The following is a 19,684-nucleotide window of genomic DNA, read 5'->3' on the forward strand; positions in this document are numbered from 1 at the left end:
TCACACAGGCACTTCCAACAGCTCGGTCACCATCTGCCACGCCGCAAACTCCTGCTCGAATTCGGCCAGGGTCAACAAGCCCATGCAGGCATGCGCGCCGATCGGTAATGCCTGCCCTGCGGCAAGCTTGCGCACCAGCAGGATGGCGGCAAAGCAGGGAATCTCCGGGCCGTGCAGCATTGCAGCGGTGAGGTCCCACTGCAGTCGCAGCGGCCGGGGATCGCCAGCCTGGGGATGGCTCATGCCACGCAGCTCCACGCGCATGCCACCGAGGTCGGTGCCGAAGCGGTCAAACCAGCGTGCCGCACGTGCAAACACCTCGGCCAGGCGCGCCATCGGCAATGGCACGCCGTGCTGACGCAGCCAGGCGACACCGGCCAGGCAGCGCTGCAGAAACGGCACCTCCAACGCGGCGCGAAACTGCACGCTCTGTACGCCTGGATAGCGCTGGGGCAGCAGATCGTGATCGGGCACATCGCAGGGCGACGCAAGCCGCGGCGCGAGCTGGGCGAACTGCACGCGCATGGGTCTGGCCCAGCCCACCACCGTTTGCCAGCGGCCCTCATGCAGCCATGTGAACGGCGTGCCGCAGTACGACAACACCGCACGCACGGTGGCCAGACCAAGCGGTGTGCCTTGCGCGGGCGCGATCACCATGCGGATGCCATGCAACGCCGAAAAACGCGGCAGCAAGGCATCGATGACCGCGCTCGACAGCGCGGGCAAGGTGCTGGCGCCGCTGATGGCCACACGCTGCGCTTGCCTTGCCGCTGCATCCACTGCCGCGGGGAAATCGCGGACGAACGCGCGGCCGTCGGCCAGGTCGATGTAGTGCATGCCGGCCTGCAGGCAGGTGTGCGCCACGGCGTAATCCTGGCCCTGGAACGGGCCTGCGGTATGCACCACCGCATCGGCGGCAGTGGCCGCCAGTTGCGCGGCAAAATCGCTTGCGTCGATATCCAGGCGACAGCACGCGATGCGACCGGGTGCCACATCCGGCCACCTGGCCGCCACATCGCCGGGATGCCGCCCGGCCGCGATCACCTGCAGTTGCGCCGTCGCCGCCAGCGCCCGCACGATGCGCGCGCCGAAATGCCCGAAGCCCCCCAACACCACCACCCGGTACGTCATTGCCTGCTCGCCGTCTGCGCCTGTTGTGCAGTATCGGCGAGTCGCGGCGTCACCGAGTCACCAGCGCTGTGTGTCGCCCGCCGCGCGTGCCTGCACGGCGCGTGCGGCGCCGAACCGGTTTGACGCCAGTCACTGCCTCCGGCCGAGAGGGCGCCAGCTGCTCGTCGTCTACGCGTGCTGCACAGTCCCGGCGAGCAGCGGCCTGCGGCGATCAGCCCTCGATCTGTGTGGCCAGCCCCTGTGCGATCGCCTCGCGCATGATGCGCTGGGCTTCCTTGTCGGCGCGGACGCTGGCGGCGGCCTGCTGGCTGGCCAGATCTGCCTGCTCGGTGGCGAGCGCCGCCTGCTGCCTGGCCAGCGCCTGCATCCGCTGGTCGGCGCCGCTGCGCTGCATGGCCTGTTCGGCCTGGCGTACTGCGCGTTCTGCTTCCCGCGCCGCACGCTCGGCGGCCTGCTGTGTCAGTGCATCGGTGTCGAGCAAGGATGCATTGACGTGCTTTGCGGCCGCGTCGGCAGCACGTGCACCCAGCTCGGCCATCTGCGCACCCAACTCGCCCTGCTGTTCGCCGAGCTTGCCCTGGCGCTCGCCCAGCGCGCCCTGCGCCTGGCCCAGTTTGGTGACTGGCGCATACACCGCATTCAATCGCTTGAAGGTGTCGGGATCGCGCACGACGTACTGCTTGCCATCCTTGCGGAACCACATCAGCTGACCATCCTTGCCGGCCAGGCGACGCACATGCTTGAGATCGTCCACCGAGCCATTCATGACGCTGTCGTTGCCCTGCAGCAGCACGTAGGCATCACGGTCGGGGTCATGCGACAGGTTGATCTGGCCGTGCGTGGAGGTGGTGGTGAAGGTCTGGCTGGTGGATGACGCCGCTGCAGCCGGTGCGGCGGCGTTTGCCGGTGCGGCGTTCGCTGCCGCAGTTGCCGGTGCGGCTGCAGCGGCGGCAGTGGCCGGTGCCGCTGTGCTGGACGCGCCGGCAGCTGGCTTGGCCGTTGCGGCTGCTGATGCGGCAGCAACAGCCGGCGCGGCGGGCATCGCCACCAGGCGCAGTGGCAGCACGCCGGTGATGGCCACCGCGCCCAGGATCAAGGCCGCGCCAAACCGCGGGAACGAGGTCGGGTTCTGCAACATGAGCAATCTCCGTTTGAGGCTGAGGAAGGACGGCGAGGCGCTGGCCACGCCGCCGTGCGGGCGCGGTGCCACGCCCAGTTGCAGCAAGAGCCGGCCATAGTCGTGGCGGCAATGACGGTGGCCTGCGACCACCGCGGCATCGCAGGCGGCCTCGCGGGCAGTGGCGTATTCGCGCGCGGCCAGATGCACCAGCGGGTGGAAGAAGAACAGGTGCTGGGCCAGCGACGGCAGCAAGCCCCACCACAGATCGCGCCGGCGCAGATGGATCAGTTCATGGGTCAGCGCCATATCCAGATCGTCGTCGGCCATGTGCGGCAGGCGTGCGGCGGGCAGCAGCAAGACCGGGCGCCAGGGCCCGATCAACTGCGGCGAGGCGATCTGCTGCGACAGACGTATTTCCGGCGGCTGCGACAGGCCATGCGCTTCTGCGGCCATGCGCAGTGCGGCGACCAGGGCGCGATCGGTGCACGGTGCGGCAGCGCGTACCAGGGCGCGGCTGCGTCGGTATGCGCGCACTGTGCCGAGCGCCATCACTGCAACGCCGGCAACCCATAACGCGGCCAGCCACAGCGCCCAGGACGGACCGCCTGCACCCTGCAGCACGTCTGCCGCGCCCGCACTGGCCACCGCGCTGGCGCCGGATGCAGTGGCATTGGCCATCACCATCGGCGCCAGGCTGTCGCCGGCAATCAAGGCAGGCGTGGGCGTGGCTGCAGGCAACACCGGCAACTGCAGCGGCGCGTTCCACAGCAGGCCGACCACGGCCTGCACTCCCACCAGCCACCACAACCAGGTCTGCGTGGTGGCCGGCAGCCGCCGCACGCTGCGGCACAGCGCCCACACCGCCAACGCCAGCACGGCGGTCTGCACGCTGGTGGCGCCCAGTTTCCAAAGCAATGCTTCGATCATCGGCGACATGCTCAATCCTCCTTGCGCTGCGACTGCAGCTTGGCGACCAGGGCTTCGAGCTCGGCCAGCTCGCTGTCGCTGACCTCGGCGCGCTGCGACATCCACGCCACGAACGGCGACACCGAGCCCTGCAAGGTCTTTTCCACGAACTGCCCCACCGCCGAGCGCACCACCGCGTCCTGCCCGCTGGTGGCGCTGTAGCGGTACATGCCGTCCACCTGCTCGCGGCGCAGAAAGCCCTTGGCGCGCAAGCGCTCCATCATGGTCAGCACGGTCGAGCGCGCCAGCCCACGCGGCTCACCGAATGCGGCCGCCACTTCGCCGACACTGGCCTGCCGTTGTTCTTCGATGTGTTGCAGCAGGGCCAGCTCCTGGTCCCCGATGGTCTTGCCACGCATGCCGCTCTCCCTGACTACAGTTGTCGCCACCGTAAGCCTGGCGACAGGTGTAGTCAATAGGTCGGATGGCAGGGGGGCGAGTGGGCGCTGCGATAGCTCAGGCGTGTGGCTGGAATCAGCCGGAAGCTGCAATGGCACAGCCAATAAAAAGCGAGGCATAGGCTGCGATAGAAAAATATGCCCGAGGCGACTTTCGCGCGAGCTTGTTACTAAACAGAACCGCAGAGTCGGGCGGAGGCATAATGGGTGCAGGGCCCGCGCTGCCGCGCATCTTCTGTGAGATAGCTTTTATTCGTTTGCGAGTACTACCTTCCAACGAATCTTCCCGTACATTGCCACTGTAAGGGTTACCCAATGGAAGTGCACTCAGATGATTCAACTTACCGCCTCACGCGCTGTGAAACATGCAGCTGCGGTATGAAAATATTCTATTCAGCACTTACCGGACAAATACGATGAGTAAAGATGGAAAGGTGCATATCCAACGGCAATTTTCGCTCCAGCCGGATCAACTCATCCCGCTGCGTTTCGCTGCTTCGATCCGCTACCAAAAGCATGATCCAACCTCCCTTGACGTTGAGATCCTGTTTCTAGGAGGCGAAGAAGAACGTGCCGAGGCATATCGTGCAACCAGGGCCATCGACATCAACCTAGTAAAGCTACACGCCATAAACGAGAGTGAAGACTCGATCAACCTGCTTGGACTGACTCGATGGCGATCAAGCATCACTGGCATGACGCTTGAGGTTGGCGCTATTGAGATTGGCATTGATCGTGATGATGACGATCAGCCTCTAGAGGTGAGTTTCACGGTTGAACTACAACCGAGCGGGATCCTCTCCGGCTTTGGATCGATCGAGCTTCACTGTAACGGCGACATCAATACACTACATAGAGATGAGGGGCAGATTCTCGTGCAGACAAGCCTCGGCCAAATCGAGGCGACGGAGGCTTACGACTATCTGGATGGAAAGGCATTCGGTGACAACGTCGTACATCGTATTCAACGCGTCCGCCTGATCGGTAAGTTCAAGCTTGAAGTGGGCGATACTTTGAGATCACTGCATGACCGATTGCTGGAAGAAATTTTCCCGATCTGTAGCGCACTTTCCCTTTGTTACAGGCAACCGGTCGACGCATACGAGATTGAGTATCTCTGGAAAGCAACATCAGAGAATCCAATCAAACGCGCTTTTTATAGGCGAAAGTGGCACAAGAGCAGGGAAATGACTAATGATAACGAACTTATCGACTCCTCAAACCTTCGAGATGGCGGCCTCTCGATTCTCGTCCAAACACTGAAAGACCATCCTGAGTCCAAGTCACTTGATCGAGGAATCGGATTTTTATCGCACTCCTATGTCAGCTTCCTGGAAACTGCTTACTTTATGGCTTTTTCTGCTATGGAGACCATCGTCAATGCCGTTTCTGGGGATCCAGATGGCTTGCAAATCGGATCCTCAGCCTGGAGAAAAGTCCAAAAAGCACTGCGAAAGTCCCTGTCCGACTGCGCAGAAGGTAAGTCCATCTCTCTAGATACCGCCAAACACATGCAAGAAAAGCTCCCGGAACTGCGCCGAGCATCGCTCGCATCAAGAATCGACAGGGTCGTCGAGGTGTATTCGGTCAAGACATCGGATCTATGGACTGCTGAAGGTTTCGCGGCCGGACTCAAGCGAGCATCAGAGTTCAGACATGACCTCTTCCATGCCGCACACACTTCAGACCTCGATCTTATGAGCGTAGATCTGACGAGGATAAGGGCATTCTCCGAGAGGCTTCTCCTTGCCGCGCTGTCTTGGCCTGAAGATCGCAGATGGGCTTGGCGAGACGATAAGGTTCACCGGATCATTCAGCCCGCAGATCCAGAAGCAGCAGCCCATGACTAACAATGTTTTTTTCACCTACATTATTTCACGAATTTTATCCTTACGACGCCGACTCCATTTGTGCTTTCAATCTGCAAGGATCTTTAATGTCCGACTTTAAGCCCTTCGCAATAAGTACCTGCGAGGCACGCACCAAGTCTTCGCATACCGCGACTGATTATCCACCCGGAAAGACTGGACCATTCTCACCTTTCGAGATCCAAGATCCTTTTGGGCTTCGCAACGCGATCGTGCCCGTTTTTTGCCAGCACGTCGACGGTCGAATGTACGGTGTGGGGACCGCTTTCCACGTCGATGGCTTTGGAAGTTTCCTGAGCGCTCACCATGTCGTCGACTTCGTACACCAGCATCTCGCTGGCCGCCCTATCCTTTTTCTCGGCATGCATGCACTGGTGTTTGGCACAGTTCACGTTCCAGACGATTGTTTCGTGCCAGTGGAAGAAGTTGTTGTGCCAATGAAGGAGAAGGACGACCCGATGGCCACCCTGCGCGGCGCTTCTTCTCAGCAACCAGCAATCGACGCAGCGCTTATGAAACCTGCCCCGGTAGGTCCAGGTGCCCGCCTTCCGCAGACCTTGCCGGTCCGAACAAGAGGCTCGATGCCCAAGGTCGGCGATATCGTACTTGCCATTGGTTTTCCTGAGCTGGATCTATCCGAGGTAGACGTCGAAAGGCAAGTGGCGCTGATCACCGAGGGGATGTACGGCGCGTATGGGCGAGTCGTCGCGATCCACGCACAAGGAGTTAGCCAGCCAAACCCAACGCCGGTGTTCGAAATAGAAAGCGATTGGCCAAGCGGCATGAGCGGTGGGCCGGTGTTCAACCGTGAAGGCGAGGTCATCGGCATGGTGAGCCGCTCACTACGTGCCGAATCTGATCAACACGGGATAGGTTATGCCGTGCATTTTGGTCTGGCCCGCGAAATCGAACCGCTAGTTCCAAACCTGGACACGTTCAATCCAGGATGGCGCAGGTGCTGGGGCCTTTTCACGTCAAAGGATTCCACGCCGGTCAGCTTCCATGCCACACAGGTTGAAGCACAGGAAGCAGCAGCAGTGATTACCGCGGCCACCAAGATCCTATTGATCGCCAACCGGATTGGTACGACGGATTTCGTGGAACTGTAGTAGGAGCTCGTGCCTCTTGAACGCATGCATGTCGGATCGAATGAACGAACACAATTGATGCGTATGTGGCTGCTGTATCAAACGTACTGCTATCTCGCACAGTGTGTGCGTGCTTGTTTCATCAAGCGCATGTGTGCTGTGCTGTATTGAATCCACACATTACATTGAATGCATACCGAAGACAGAGCGACAGCACATCTGCATCGCCTTCGATGCCATACGCGCTTCAAGCACTGCGCTATGGCACTTGCGCCGGCACCAGATCCACGATCTGCTCCGTCGCCGCATCAACCGCCGCCCGCGTATACACCAACGGGAAATAGCGGCCCTGCAGCCACAGCGGCGCGAGGTCGCGGTAATGCGGGCTGGCCGGGTCGCCGGATTGGCCTGGGTAGTTCATGGCGCGCGAGTTGTCCCAGTTGCCCAGGTCGATGATCAGGCGTGCGGAGGGACCGATGGTCTGGCGGAAATCGCTGGGGTTGTAGCTGGACTGATTGGGCGTATACGGGCTGCCGCCCTTGGCGAACGGGCCAACGTCCAGCAGCGCATGATCGGTGCCGACAGCCGCGCTCATCGCGTGCGCGACCTTGTTGGTATGCAGCTTGCCCCATTGCCATTGCTGCGGATCCGGGCCTTGCAGCTCGACCAGTGCTTGGTACGCGCTGCGTAGCGAGTCCAACAGCAGCTGATCGCGGCGTGCGGCCGGTGCGGGGCCGAAGGCGGCGCCTGGATGTTCAAGCGCATCCATCAACACCGCTGCATCGGGCATGCCGAAGGTGGCCGCCTCGGAGGGGCGCAGCACCAGCGCCTTGTAGGCATCGCCGAGATAGCGACTGAACCACACTTCTTCCAACGCGGCAGCAGCAGAGGTGGCGCTCACCGTGCCATCCCAGGGTTTGAGCAAACCGAGCGCCGCAGTGGTTGCGGCATCTTGTGCATGCAGCGGCGCGACCAGCGCGACCAGGCGCTGCGCCAGCAACGACAGCTGATCGTTCTGCAGCTTTTCCGAATCCTGCAGGCTCACCGTTGGCAGCTGCGACAGCACCTGGGTGATGCGCGCATGCCGCGCGTCGGCGTGGCCGCCGCTGCGCTGTTGAGCATCAGCTGGCACACCGCAAGACACCAGAGCGCTGTCTTGCCGATCGAGATCGTGCTTTTCGCGATCTTGCGTGTCGCAATCATGCTCATCCAGATCATGCGTGGCGCACCTTGCGGGTAAAAAGAGTGGTACTCAGCGGCATGTCAGTTATCCCATAAACAGTCGCGCAGGGTGCGGCATGGGGTGCGTGGTGCATCGGGTCGCCAGAGAACCAGCGGCGCGAGAAACGAATCGTGTCTGCACTCCTGGCCGCGCATCGTCTGGCGGCGATCGGCACCATCCGCGTACGGCCCGCTGCAGCTGCGTCGATGGAGGCACGCGTGCAGTCGTCGGTTTGCCGGATCGGCGCGCGTGGCGCATGAGCGTTTGTCGCCAGGCCAACGATTGCAACGCCTCGACGTAGTGCCTTCACATGCCTGCCAGACCAAGCGCGCATGATCGTGGTTCTAGCGGCTCTTATGCTGCACAGGTCATGTCTCGATGCCGCCACAGCGGAAGGCTTCTGCATTTTCTCTCTGGTGGCAGTCGATTACCCAGCCAGCAGCAACCCTGCAGCATCCGTCGGTGCGCGATGCCGTGCCTGAAGGCGCGGCCTTGCTTGGCGACGAGCAGATGGAGGCGCTGGGGCACAGCCTGGCGCAGGCGCATGTGCTCTATACCGGGCCTACCCGCGAGCTGCTGCTGTCGCAACTCAAATTCAACGAGCGCTCGCTCGGCACGGCCGCAGCGCGATTGGCCGAAATGTCTGCCGATGGCTTGCGCCTGCATCCGGCCGGCGAGTGGTTATTGGACAACTATTATCTGGTGGAAGAGCAGATGCGCCTGGCGCGTCAGCATCTTCCGCCCGGGTATAGCCGGCAATTACCGCGTCTGCGCACGCCAACGTCGGTGGGCCTGCCGCGCGTCTACGAGCTGGGCTTGCAGGTGGTGGCGCATGGCGACGGACGCGTGGATGTCATCACGCTGAGCCGTTTCATCGCCGCCTACCAACAGGTGGCACCGCTCAAGCTCGGCGAGTTGTGGGCGATTCCGATCATGTTGCGGCTGGCGCTGATCGACAACCTGCGCCGCGTTGCCGACGACATCATGCACGACGGGCGCGACACCCGCCTGGCCGCGCATTGGGCCGCGTTGCTCAACGCCACGGCGGCGGCGCAACCCAAGGACGTGGTGGTGGTGGTGGCCGATCTGGCGCGCTCACAGCCACCGGTGACCGGTGCATTCGTGGCCGAGCTGACGCGCGGCATCCACGGCCGTGGGCCGGTGTTGTCGATGGCCAGCGCCTGGGTGGAGCAATGGCTGGCAAGCGAGGGCCACAGTGTGGAAGCGCTGGTGCACGCCGAAAGCCAGCGCCAGGCAGCCGAGCAGGTGGCGATCAGCAACAGCATCGGCAGCCTGCGGTTCCTGGACGACATGGATTGGCGCGATTTCGTCGAGGCCATGAGCGTGGTCGAGCAGACTTTGCGCAAGGATCCGGCCGACGTCTACGCACGCATGGATTTCCATACCCGCGATAGCTACCGGCATGTGGTGGAACAGCTGGCGCAGCGCCTGGACCGCGACGAGCCGGACGTGGCCGAGGCCGTGCTGCAGCTGGCGGCGCACGCAGATGCCGCGATGCCGGTGGCCGGCCACGTGGGCTATTACCTGGTGGATGCGGGATTGCCGCGGCTGCGTGCCGCGCTTCGCGACCCAGCTGCGGCAGATACGCCGCCCCCCCCTCGCCCGCGCGCGCATCGCGTTGCGCTGCCGCTCTACCTGTTGCCGATCGCAGCGATCGCGTTGCTGTGGACCGGCGTGCTGCTGCAGGGCGTGAGCGCACTGCCGCCGGCGCTGTGGTGGATCACCGCTGGCATCGCGCTGCTGGCCGCCAGCGAGCTGGGCATTGCGCTGGTCAACTGGGTGGCAACGCTGTGGGTGCGCCCGCATCCGTTGCCGCGCATGGACCTGCGTGCCGGCATCACGCCCGACTGCCGCACGCTGGTGGTGATGCCGAGCATGCTCGCCAGTCACGAGGCCATCGACGAGCTGGTCGGCGCCTTGGAGGTGCATTACCTGGCCAACCGCGACGCACAGTTGTACTTCGCGCTGCTCACCGATTTTCTCGATGCCACGCAAGCGCTGTTGCCTGGCGACATGGCATTGGTGGCACATACGGCGCAGCATATCGACCGGCTTAACGCGGCCTATGCCGATGCGCACGGCGATCGCTTCTTCCTGCTGCATCGCGCACGCCAGTGGAGCGCGGGCGAAGGCTGCTGGATGGGCGCAGAACGCAAGCGCGGCAAGCTCGAGGCGCTCAACCGCCTGCTCTGCGCCGACGACGCGCGGCTGCAGGCGGCCAGCGAATTCCTGCAGGTGCAAGGCGATGTCGCCGCGCTGGTGCAGGTGCGCTATGTGATCACGCTCGATAGCGACACCCACCTGCCGCGCGATGCGGCACGCGCGCTGGTCGGGGCGATGTCGCATCCGTTGAATGTGCCGCGCATGGATGCGGCCGGGCAGATCGTCGAGGCCGGTTACGGCATTCTGCAGCCGGGCCTGGGCACCGGCATGAGCGAGGGCGGCGAGTCGCGGTTTGCGCGCATGTTCGGCATCGAGCCGGGCATCGACCCGTACACGCGTGTGGTGTCGGACGTGTATCAGGATCTGTTCGGCGAAGGCTCCTTCATCGGCAAGGGCATCTATGCCGTGGCCACCTTCGAGCAGGTGCTGGCCGGCCGCTTTCCCGACAACCGTGTGCTCAGCCATGACCTGCTGGAGGGCTGTTACGTGCGCGCCGGGCTGCTCAGCGACGTGCGGCTGTACGAGCGCCACCCGCAACGCTATGCCACCGATGCCAAGCGCCGCGCGCGCTGGGTGCGTGGCGACTGGCAGTTGCTGCCGTGGTTGCTGCCGTGGGTGCCCGACCGGGGTGGCCGGCGCGCGCGCAATCCCTTGTCGTGGCTGTCGCGCGGCAAGCTGCTGGACAACCTGCGCCGCAGCCTGGTGGCCCCGGCCGCGCTGAGTCTGTTGCTGATCGGCTGGTTCTGCTCACCCACGCCATTGCGCTGGACGCTGTGGCTGCTGGTGCTATGGCTGCTGCCGGGGCTGTGTTCGGCGGTGTATGCGCTGGCGCATCCGCCCGAGGGCCTGGGGCTGCGTCATCACGCGCGCCAGGTCGGTGTGGGGCTGCGTCAGCATCTGCTACGCACCGGCGTGGTGCTGGCCTGCCTGCCGTTCGAAGCAGGGATGCAGCTGGCCGCCATCGCCCGCACGCTGGTGCGGATGTCGATCACCCGGCGCCATCTGCTGCAGTGGGCGCCATCCAGCGAAGTGGAACGCAGCGCGCGCAGCGGCAATGCCGAGCAACAGCTGATGGCCGGCGCCGCGTGCAGCGCGGCATTGGCGATCGCCGCGGTGGCGTGGTGGTCGCCGTTGGCGTTGTGGGCGGCATTGCCGCTGGGGCTGGCGTGGATGGCCGCGCCCTGGCTGATGGCCTGGCTGGGCGAACAACCCGCCGCACCGGTGGCGCAGTTGTCGCAGGAACAACGCGCTTTCCTCGGTGGATTGTCGCGGCGCACCTGGGCGTTCTTCGAAAGCCATTGCACCGCGCAGCACCACTGGCTGCCACCGGACAACGTGCAGGAATACCCGGTCACGGTGGTGGCCAACCGCACCTCGCCGACCAATATCGGGCTGGGCCTGCTGGCCAATCTGGCCGCCTACGATCTGGGCTACCTGACGGTGGCCGGCGTGATGACCCGCGTGGCCGATACCTTGACCACGCTGGAAACGCTGCCGCGTTATCGCGGCCACTTCTACAACTGGTACGACACCGAAACGCTGGTGCCGCTGTTGCCGCGCTACGTCTCCACCGTGGACAGCGGCAACCTGGTCGGGCATCTGCTGACGCTGCGGCAAGGCCTGCTGGCACTGGTGGATGCGCCGGCGGTGTCGATGGCGGTGTTCGATAGGCTGGCCGACACCCTGGGCGTGCTGGCATCGCGAGCGCAGACACGCAGCGACGCCGCCGCCAATGCGCTGGACGCCATGTCGCAGAGCTTGCAGAGCATCCGCAGCCAGCCCGCGCCGAGCCTGCACCAGGCCGACCAAGCGCTGCGCCTGCTGCTGGCGCAGAGCCACACGATCCTGGCGCTGATGCCGGGCAGCGACAATGACGAGCCGTGGCCGCAACGCTTGATCGACAGCTGCGAGGCGGCCCTGGCCGAAGTGGGCCACTGCACGGCGGCGCCTGCCGGCAGCGCTGCGCAGGCGACCGAACAACCCGGCGATGCGGTCGCCACGCTGCGGCAACTCGCCGCCAGCGACCACGCACCCGGCGTGCAGACCTGGGCCGCCGGACGCGTGCAGGAGCTGCAACGGCTGGCGCATATCGCCGGGCAGCTGGCGCAGCTGGACTACGATTTCCTCTACAGCCCCGCCCAGCAGTTGCTCTCGATCGGCTACAACGTCGACGACCAGCGCCTGGATAGCGGCCATTACGATCTGCTCGCCTCCGAGGCGCGCCTGGGCATCTTCGTGGCGATCGCCCAGGGCAAGTTGCCGCAGGAGAGCTGGTTCGCACTCGGCCGCACGCTGACCGACACCGGCGCCGAGCCCACGCTGCTGTCGTGGAGCGGCTCGATGTTCGAGTACCTGATGCCCGATCTGGTCATGCCCAGCTACCCGCAGACGCTGCTGAGCCGTTCGATGCGCGGCGCGGTGCAGGCGCAGATCCGCTATGGCACCGCACGCGATGTGCCGTGGGGTGTGTCCGAATCGGGCTACAACACCGTCGATACGCGGCGCAATTATCAGTACCGCGCATTCGGTGTGCCCGGCCTGGGGCTCAAGCGCGGCCTTGGCCAGGATCTGGTGATCGCCCCCTACGCCAGCGCGATGGCGCTGATAGTCGAGCCGGATGCGGCCTGCCGCAATCTGCAGCAACTGCAGGCGCTGGGATTTGGCGGGCGTTTCGGCTTGTACGAGGCGATCGACTACACCCCCTCGCGCGTGCCGCGTGGCGAACAGCATGCGCTGGTGCGCTCGTTCATGTCGCATCACCAGGGCATGGCGCTGCTGGCGCTGGACCACGTGTTGCGCGACGGGCCGATGCAGAAGCGCTTTGTCGCCGACCCGCAATTCCAGGCCACGCTGTTGCTCTTGCAGGAGCGTGCACCGCGCGCTGGCGTGTATGTCAAAGGCCTGGCCGACGCCGCCGAGCGCCCTGTGGCCACCGAAGCCGGCATGGCCTTGCGCATCCATCGCGACCCCAATCTGCCGCAGCCGGCGCTGCAATTGCTCTCCAATGGGCGTTACCACGGCATGCTGACGTCGGCCGGTGGCGGCTACAGCCGCGCGCGCGACATGGCGGTGACGCGTTGGCGCGAAGACGGCACCCGCGATCACTGGGGCACGTTCTGCTATCTGCGCGATGTGGACAGCGGCGCGGTGTGGTCGGCCGCGCATCAGCCCACCTGCGTGCCGGTGGAACGGTACGAGGCGATCTTTTCCGATGCGAAGGCCGAGTTCAAGGGCAGCCACCAGCGTTACGACAGCCATCTGGAAATCGCCATTTCCGCCGAAGACGATGTGGAACTGCGCCGCTTGCGTATCCGCAACCGCTCGCGGCAGACGCGGGTGATCGAAATCACCACCTACGCCGAAGTGGTGCTGGCACCGGCACAGGCCGACGAGGCGCATCCGGCCTTCAGCAACCTGTTCGTGCAGACCGAGATCCTGGCCGACAAACAGGCGTTGCTGTGCACGCGTCGCCCGCGCGGGCACGACGAGGCGCAGCCGTGGATGCTGCATTTGGTCGCAGTGCACGATGCCGACGTGGCGTCGATCTCCTACGAGACCGATCGCGCTGCATTTGTCGGGCGCGGGCGCAGCACCCGCAATCCGCTGGCCCTGCGCGATCAGGCCAGCCTGTCCGGCGCGGCCGGCTCGGTGCTGGACCCGATCGTGGCGATCCGCTGCCGCATTTCGCTGGCGCCGGATCAACAGGCGCAGGTGGACATGGTCTACGGCGTCGGCACCCAACGCGCGGCCTGCACCGCGTTGATCGACAAGTACCGCGACCGCCGTCTGGCCGACCGCGTGTTCGACCTGGCGCTGACCCAGAGCCAGGTCATCCGCCGGCAGATCAACGCCTCGCTGGAAGACGCGATGCTCTACGAACGGCTGGCCGCACGCGTGCTGTTCGTCGACCCGCAATTGCGCGCCGACAGCGAGGTGCTGCTGCACAACCATCGCGGCCAGTCGGCGCTGTGGAGTCACGCCATCTCCGGCGATCTGCCGATCGTGCTGTTGCGCATCGCCGACCCGGACAATCTGGAGCTGGTGCGCCAGCTGGTGCAGGCACACGCGTACTGGCGCCTGAAAGGCTTGCGCGCGGATCTGGTGATCTGGAACGAAAGCCAGGCCGGCTATCGGCAATCGCTGCAGGACGCCATCCTGGGCCTGATCGCCGCAGACCCCGAGGCCAATGTGCTCGACCGCCCCGGCGGCATCTTCGTGCGCGCCATCGAACACATCTCGCAGGAAGACCGCGTGCTGCTGCAGACCGTGGCGCGCGCGATCCTCAGCGATGCCAACGGCAGCCTGGACGCGCAATTGCAGCGCCACCCCAGCGCGCGTGCGCATCCGCCGTTGCTGGAGCCCATCAAGCAACTGGACAGCGCCGATTACCTCAGCAGCACCCACGCCGCCTACCTGGACCGAACCCTGCAGGCCGCCGCCGAAGAACCTGTGCTGTTCGACAACGGCCTGGGCGCGTTCGCCGCCGAGGGCCGCGAATACCGCATCACCCTGGACGAAGGCGCGGCCACGCCGGCGCCGTGGTGCAACGTGATGGCCAACGCGCAGTTCGGCAGCGTGGTCAGCGACAGCAGCCCCGGCTACAGCTGGGCCGAAAACGCGCACGAATTCCGCCTCACGCCGTGGCACAACGACCCGGTCGGCGATGCCTCCAGCGAAGCGTTCTACCTGCGCGACGAAGACACCGGCCAGGTGTGGTCGCCGATGGCGCTGCCATGCCGCGGCAGCGGTCGCTACACGGTGCGCCACGGCTTCGGTTACAGCGTCTACAGCCATATCGAACACGGCATCGGCAGCGAGCTGTGGGTGTTCGTGGATGTGGAGCGCCCGATCAAGTTCAGCCATCTGCGGTTGAAGAATCTTTCCGGCCGCCCGCGCCGGCTCAGCGTCACCGGGTACGTGGAGTGGGTGCTGGGCGACATCCGCACCCGCTCGCAGTTGCACGTGGTCAGCGAGGTGGACCTGGGCAGCAGCGTGCTGACCGCGCGCAACCCGTACAACACCGAGTTCGACGGGCGCGTGGCGTTCTTCGATGCCGATGCACCCAGCCGCAGCATCACCGCAGACCGCAGCGAATTCATCGGGCGCAATGGCAGCCTGGCCGCGCCCGCCGCACTCAGCCGGCAACGTCTGTCCGGGCGCGTGGGTGCCGGCATGGACCCGTGCGCGGTGATCCAGATCCCGGTCACGCTGGCGGCCGAACAGAGCTTCGAAACGGTATTCCGCCTGGGCGCGGCGGTGGATCGCGACACCGCACTGACACTGGCCCGCCAGAGCCGTGGCGTGGCCGCCGCGCACACCGCCTTGCTGGCGGTGCGCGCGCATTGGCAGCAGGTTCTGGGCACCGTGCAGGTCACCACGCCCGATCCGGCGGTGGATCTGCTGGCCAACGGCTGGCTGCTCTACCAGACCATCGCCTGCCGGTTCCTGGCACGCAGCGGCTACTACCAGTCCGGTGGCGCGTACGGCTTCCGGGACCAGTTGCAGGACAGCATGGCGATGGTGCACGGGCAGCCAGCGCTGGCACGCGCGCATCTGCTGCGCTGCGCCGCGCATCAGTTCGTGCAGGGCGATGTGCAGCATTGGTGGCACCCGCCACAGGACCGCGGCGTGCGCACGCAGTGCTCGGACGATTTTCTGTGGTTGCCGCAGGCGCTATGCCGCTATCTGGACGTCACCAACGACGCCAGTGTGCTGGACGAGCGGGTGAGCTTTATCGACGGGCGCGCCCTCAAGCCCGACGAGGAATCGTATTACGACCTGCCGCAGATCACCGCCAACATGCAGTCGCTGTACGCGCACGGCGTGCTCGCCCTGCAACGCGGCATGGCACGGCTGGGCGAACGCGGCCTGCCGTTGATCGGCAGCGGCGACTGGAACGACGGCATGAACCGGGTCGGCAAGGACGGCAAAGGCGAGAGCGTGTGGCTGGGGTTCTTCCTCTACGACACGCTGCTAAGGTTCGCAGAGGTGGCCGTGCAGCGCGACGATGCGGCATTCGCGGCGACCTGCCGCACGCATGCGCAGGCCTTGCGCACCGCGCTGGAGCAGCATGCCTGGGATGGGCGCTGGTACCGGCGTGCCTGGTTCGACGACGGCACGCCGCTGGGTTCGAGCGATTCGGACGAATGCCGCATCGATTCGCTGTCGCAGAGTTGGGCGGTGCTGTCCGGTGCGATGGACCCGGCACGCAGCGCACAGGCGATGGACGCGATGCACCAGCAGCTGGTGGATCCCGACGCCGGCATCGTCAAGTTGCTGGTGCCGCCGTTCGATCGCACCGGGCACGACCCCGGCTATATCCGCGGTTACGTCCCCGGCGTGCGCGAAAACGGCGGCCAGTACACGCATGCGGCGGTGTGGGCGACGATGGCCTTCGCGCATCTGGGCGACAGCGCGCGGGCCTGGCAACTGGCCGGCCTGATCAACCCAATCCACCACGCCCGCGACGCGGCGGGCGTGCAGCGCTACAAGGCCGAACCCTATGTGCTGGCGGCCGATGTCTACGCGGTGGCGCCGCACGCCGGCCGCGGCGGCTGGAGCTGGTACACCGGCGCCGCCGGCTGGATGTACCGCTTGCTGACCGAATCGCTGCTCGGCCTGCAACGCCATGGCGAGCGCCTGCACCTCGTGCCGTGCATCCCGGCCAGCTGGCCCCAGTACCAGCTGCGCTATCGCTTCGGCACCAGCACCTACGTCATTGACGTCACCCAGCGCCCCGGTGTCGAGCCACGGCTGGAAATCGACGGCATAGCGCAAGCCGAGCTTGCTTTCACTCTGGTCGACGACGGTGCGGTCCACGCTGTCGCCCTGGACTGGCCGGGAGACGCGACATGAGCACACGCATACGCACCCACACCAATCACCAGCTTTCCGATCTGGGCAAGATGTTGTCGGTCTGGCCGCAGCGGGTGCGCGACCCCAGCCAGTTCTGGCCGCAATTCGATGCCTTGGCCAAAGGCATTCTGGATGAGGCGGCTGCAGCCGATCTGCAGCGGGTGCAATGTCGCCTGCGGCAGCTGCTGCGCCGTCACGGACTGACGCGGACGCAGTAAGCACGCAGGCAGCCTCCGCACGCGCCAAGGCCGCTGGTGGTCGATCTCGGTGACATTGCGCTGTACGTGCAGATGGTACGCAGCGCCGGTTTTGCCGGGGCCGCGCGCCGACTGGGGCGCCACGCCCAACAGCGTCAGCCGGCGTTTGCACGGGCTGCGGGCAGTCTTCATGCCACGCCAACAACGCTTTCTTCACGCTTGCGCCATTCTTCCGCTGGAGATCTCCGATGATCCGCACCCTTGCTCCGCTCGCTGCCGTGTTGTTGCTCTCGGCCTGTGCCTCCAACCAGGTCGTGCAGGTGCAGCCCATCGACGGGGCCATTTCCGGGCAGTGCCATATCGACAAGGTGCGCGGCGCAGTCGGCCTGGCCGCGGCGGCACAGACCATCGAACGCGCGCGCGTGGACAGCGACAGCCTGCAGGTCAGCGTGCGCCGCGGCGAGCGCGCCACCGGCGGCACCACTGCCAGCGGCCTGGCCGACCCGGCCCAGGGCGCCAGCGAAAGCGGTGGCGATCACCTCACCGTCGAGACCGGCCCGAACAACAACATCACCGCGATCTACTGCGGCTGAGTCGTTTGGGATTCGGGATTGGAGATTCGGGATTCGGTAAGGCACTGCTGCTATCCGGCTCCCGGTCCTCCACTTGGAGTGGCTGACAAAATCTAGCGCGTCGGCTTCACGTAAGCGTGGACGGCGAGCAGCAACCGCACTGTACTTGTGGCACCTGCCGCGCCCGCCTGGGGGTCAGCGCAGTCGTTTTTGTCGCCGTTTTCAAGCGGACTTCCGCTTTGATGCAGGCCTTGCCCGTGCCTTGGGCTTGTTACGCGAAGCGCTCAAGAACTTCAGCGTGGCCGCCTCCCATTGGCGCTCGCCGCGCACGCCGGTGGCCATGGCCTGCAAGTGACCGGCGCGCCAGCCTTCGAACACGCACGGGTCGATATACGCCTTGCGACACACCGAGGGCGTGTTGCCCAGCGCATCGGCCACTTCGCGGATGACATCGTTCTGCACCTGGGTCAGCGCGCGCTCGCTCATGCGCTCGGGTAGCGGCAACCGTGCCAGACGTTGCAATGCCGCCAGCGTGCCGCCCCAGGTACGGAAATCCTTGGCGGTGAAATCCTCGCCCATCGCCTCGCGCAGGTAGTCGTTGACCTCGCCCGAGTCCACCGGCTGCAGCTGGCCGTCGTCATCGCGGTACTGGAACAGCGATTGCCCCGGCAATTGCTGGCATTCGCGGATCAGTTTGACCAGTTGCTTGTCGTCCACCTCGATATCGTGATCCTGGCCGCTCTTGCCGCGGAACTTCAGCCGCGCACGTCCGCCGCGCAGGAATTCCATGTGCCGGTTGCGCAACGTGGTCAGCCCGTAGGACCGATTGCTGCGCGCATATTCGGCGTTGCCTACACGCACCAGTGTGTCGGCCAGCAACGCCACCACGATCGCCAGCACCTTCTCGCGCGGAAATCCCGGCAGGACCAGATCGCGGCGCAGCCTGCGGCGCAACTTGGGCAGCGCCTGGCCGAAGGCGATCACCCGTTCGAACTTGCCTTCGCCGCGCACCTGCGCCCAATCGGCGTGGTAGCGGTACTGCTTGCGCCGGCGCGCATCGCGGCCGGTGGCCTGCAGATGGCCGTTGGGCTTGGCGCAGATCCACACCTCGGTATACGCCGGCGGAATCGCCAGCGCGCGGATGCGCTGCAAGGTGTCGGCATCGGCTACGCGTTGTCCATCCGCGCTGCGGTAACTGAAGCTCTTGCCGGCCTTGCGGCGGCTGATGCCGGGCTGCTGATCGTTGACGTAGGTGAGCCCGGCCGCGCGCGCGGTGGCCTTGGCCTGTGCAACCGCGGCCACGCTCGCCACCGCGGCGGTGGCGGCCACCGCGCCGGCGGCAACGGTGGCCAACTTGCCGGCCGCGCTGGCGGTGGCGGCGGCATTGCGAAGAACACGTTTGGCTTTCATTGCGCACGGATCGAAGGACAGGCGCCGATTGTTGAGCCGGTCAGGACTAGGCCGCGTCAACGCTACGACAACGCCATGTGGGCAAGCGATGCCCGCGAGCGGGTTTTCTGCTTATGCTTGGACCTCCCCTACTGTGCTGGAGTCATCGATGCGTGCTGTCCTGCCTACCGCCCGTCTGGCCTGTACCCTGGTCGTGCTGGCGGCATTGACTGCCTGCGGTTCGCCGCAACCGGACGAGCAGGAAGCCGTCTCCGCCAAGGCGCAGCAAGCCGCCGAACAGGCCGCCGCACCGGCACCGGCGGCCGCGCCCGAAGCGCCGCCGATCGGCAGCTGCGATGCCACCCAGGTGCAATCGCTGGTGGGCCAGGCGCTGACCGATGCGGTGAGCGACCAGGCCCGCACAGACGCAGGCGCCAAGTCGGTGCGCGTGCTCAAGCCCGGCCAGATGACCACGATGGAGTTCAACGGCGAACGGCTCAATCTGGAAGTGGATGCCAAGAACGTGATCGCTTCGGTGCGTTGCGGCTAAGTATCGGTTGGCGCCTGTTGGCGAACAGGCGCCAAGCCAGCTGGCACAAGGCCTTGCGGCCGCCCTCGTTGCAGCTGTAACGGTGTATTGCGGCACCGCATCAACTGTGGTCTAGTCGATCATCCGGTGACCTCTTCGAAACGC

The 19,684-nt window shown here is 65.3% G+C and carries 10 protein-coding genes and 1 pseudogene; 6 read left to right on the forward strand and 5 right to left on the reverse strand.

What is annotated here, in order from left to right; all coding sequences use genetic code 11:
• From DYQ94_RS16065 to DYQ94_RS16075, 3 genes are all read right to left on the reverse strand, one after another.
• Complete coding sequence (locus DYQ94_RS16065) at positions 1–1,131, reverse strand: saccharopine dehydrogenase NADP-binding domain-containing protein (RefSeq protein ID WP_160955039.1); 1,131 nt, start codon at positions 1,129–1,131, stop codon at positions 1–3.
• A 211-nt stretch (positions 1,132–1,342) separates the two neighbouring features.
• On the reverse strand, positions 1,343–3,187 hold the full coding sequence (locus DYQ94_RS16070; RefSeq protein ID WP_160955040.1) for a M56 family metallopeptidase: 1,845 nt from the start codon (positions 3,185–3,187) through the stop codon (positions 1,343–1,345).
• Between the two features lie 2 nt (positions 3,188–3,189).
• Positions 3,190–3,576: a BlaI/MecI/CopY family transcriptional regulator gene (locus DYQ94_RS16075; protein ID WP_046346133.1), complete on the reverse strand. Its 387-nt coding sequence runs from the start codon at positions 3,574–3,576 to the stop codon at positions 3,190–3,192.
• A gap of 455 nt (positions 3,577–4,031) precedes the next feature.
• On the opposite strand from DYQ94_RS16075, the gene DYQ94_RS16080 reads away from it, so the two are divergent.
• Complete coding sequence (locus tag DYQ94_RS16080; protein WP_160955041.1) at positions 4,032–5,465, forward strand: hypothetical protein; 1,434 nt, start codon at positions 4,032–4,034, stop codon at positions 5,463–5,465.
• Positions 5,466–5,551: 86 nt separating this feature from the next.
• Complete coding sequence (locus tag DYQ94_RS16085; RefSeq protein ID WP_160955042.1) at positions 5,552–6,592, forward strand: S1 family peptidase; 1,041 nt, start codon at positions 5,552–5,554, stop codon at positions 6,590–6,592.
• Between the two features lie 238 nt (positions 6,593–6,830).
• On the opposite strand, the pseudogene DYQ94_RS16090 reads toward DYQ94_RS16085, so the two are convergent.
• Positions 6,831–7,664: pseudogene (locus DYQ94_RS16090) on the reverse strand (penicillin acylase family protein); the annotation flags it as partial.
• Positions 7,665–8,171: 507 nt separating this feature from the next.
• Between DYQ94_RS16090 and DYQ94_RS16095 the strand changes: the two are divergent.
• From DYQ94_RS16095 to DYQ94_RS16105, 3 genes are all read left to right on the forward strand, one after another.
• A complete protein-coding gene (locus DYQ94_RS16095; RefSeq protein WP_160955043.1) occupies positions 8,172–16,832 on the forward strand; it encodes a glycoside hydrolase family 94 protein in 8,661 nt (2,886 codons plus the stop codon).
• Positions 16,829–17,050 carry a hypothetical protein gene (locus DYQ94_RS16100; RefSeq protein ID WP_046345213.1) on the forward strand — a complete coding sequence of 74 codons (222 nt, stop codon included), beginning with the start codon at positions 16,829–16,831 and terminating at the stop codon, positions 17,048–17,050. The genes DYQ94_RS16095 and DYQ94_RS16100 overlap by 4 nt, the downstream gene beginning before the upstream one ends.
• Before the next feature lie 227 nt (positions 17,051–17,277).
• Positions 17,278–17,622: a hypothetical protein gene (locus tag DYQ94_RS16105; protein WP_024940425.1), complete on the forward strand. Its 345-nt coding sequence runs from the start codon at positions 17,278–17,280 to the stop codon at positions 17,620–17,622.
• A gap of 201 nt (positions 17,623–17,823) precedes the next feature.
• Here the strand turns inward: DYQ94_RS16105 and DYQ94_RS16110 are convergent, their stop codons facing one another.
• Positions 17,824–19,101, reverse strand: a complete 1,278-nt coding sequence (locus DYQ94_RS16110; protein ID WP_181097841.1) for a DNA topoisomerase IB — start codon at positions 19,099–19,101, stop codon at positions 17,824–17,826.
• A 58-nt stretch (positions 19,102–19,159) separates the two neighbouring features.
• On the opposite strand from DYQ94_RS16110, the gene DYQ94_RS16115 reads away from it, so the two are divergent.
• Positions 19,160–19,540: an I78 family peptidase inhibitor gene (locus DYQ94_RS16115; protein ID WP_016901590.1), complete on the forward strand. Its 381-nt coding sequence runs from the start codon at positions 19,160–19,162 to the stop codon at positions 19,538–19,540.
• The last annotated feature ends 144 nt before the right edge of the window (positions 19,541–19,684 follow it).

It is taken from the genome of Xanthomonas sp. LMG 8993 (assembly GCF_009835065.2).
GTDB lineage: Bacteria > Pseudomonadota > Gammaproteobacteria > Xanthomonadales > Xanthomonadaceae > Xanthomonas > Xanthomonas arboricola.

Excerpts from the sequence above, each read along its gene's own strand:
- DYQ94_RS16065 (WP_160955039.1), bottom strand. The coding sequence starts at position 1,131 with ATGACGTACCGGGTGGTGGTGTTGGGGGGCTTCGGGCATTTCGGCGCG.
- DYQ94_RS16070 (WP_160955040.1), bottom strand. The coding sequence starts at position 3,187 with ATGTCGCCGATGATCGAAGCATTGCTTTGGAAACTGGGCGCCACCAGC.
- DYQ94_RS16075 (WP_046346133.1), bottom strand. The coding sequence starts at position 3,576 with ATGCGTGGCAAGACCATCGGGGACCAGGAGCTGGCCCTGCTGCAACAC.
- DYQ94_RS16080 (WP_160955041.1), top strand. The coding sequence starts at position 4,032 with ATGAGTAAAGATGGAAAGGTGCATATCCAACGGCAATTTTCGCTCCAG.
- DYQ94_RS16085 (WP_160955042.1), top strand. The coding sequence starts at position 5,552 with ATGTCCGACTTTAAGCCCTTCGCAATAAGTACCTGCGAGGCACGCACC.
- DYQ94_RS16095 (WP_160955043.1), top strand. The coding sequence starts at position 8,172 with ATGCCGCCACAGCGGAAGGCTTCTGCATTTTCTCTCTGGTGGCAGTCG.
- DYQ94_RS16100 (WP_046345213.1), top strand. The coding sequence starts at position 16,829 with ATGAGCACACGCATACGCACCCACACCAATCACCAGCTTTCCGATCTG.
- DYQ94_RS16105 (WP_024940425.1), top strand. The coding sequence starts at position 17,278 with ATGATCCGCACCCTTGCTCCGCTCGCTGCCGTGTTGTTGCTCTCGGCC.
- DYQ94_RS16115 (WP_016901590.1), top strand. The coding sequence starts at position 19,160 with ATGCGTGCTGTCCTGCCTACCGCCCGTCTGGCCTGTACCCTGGTCGTG.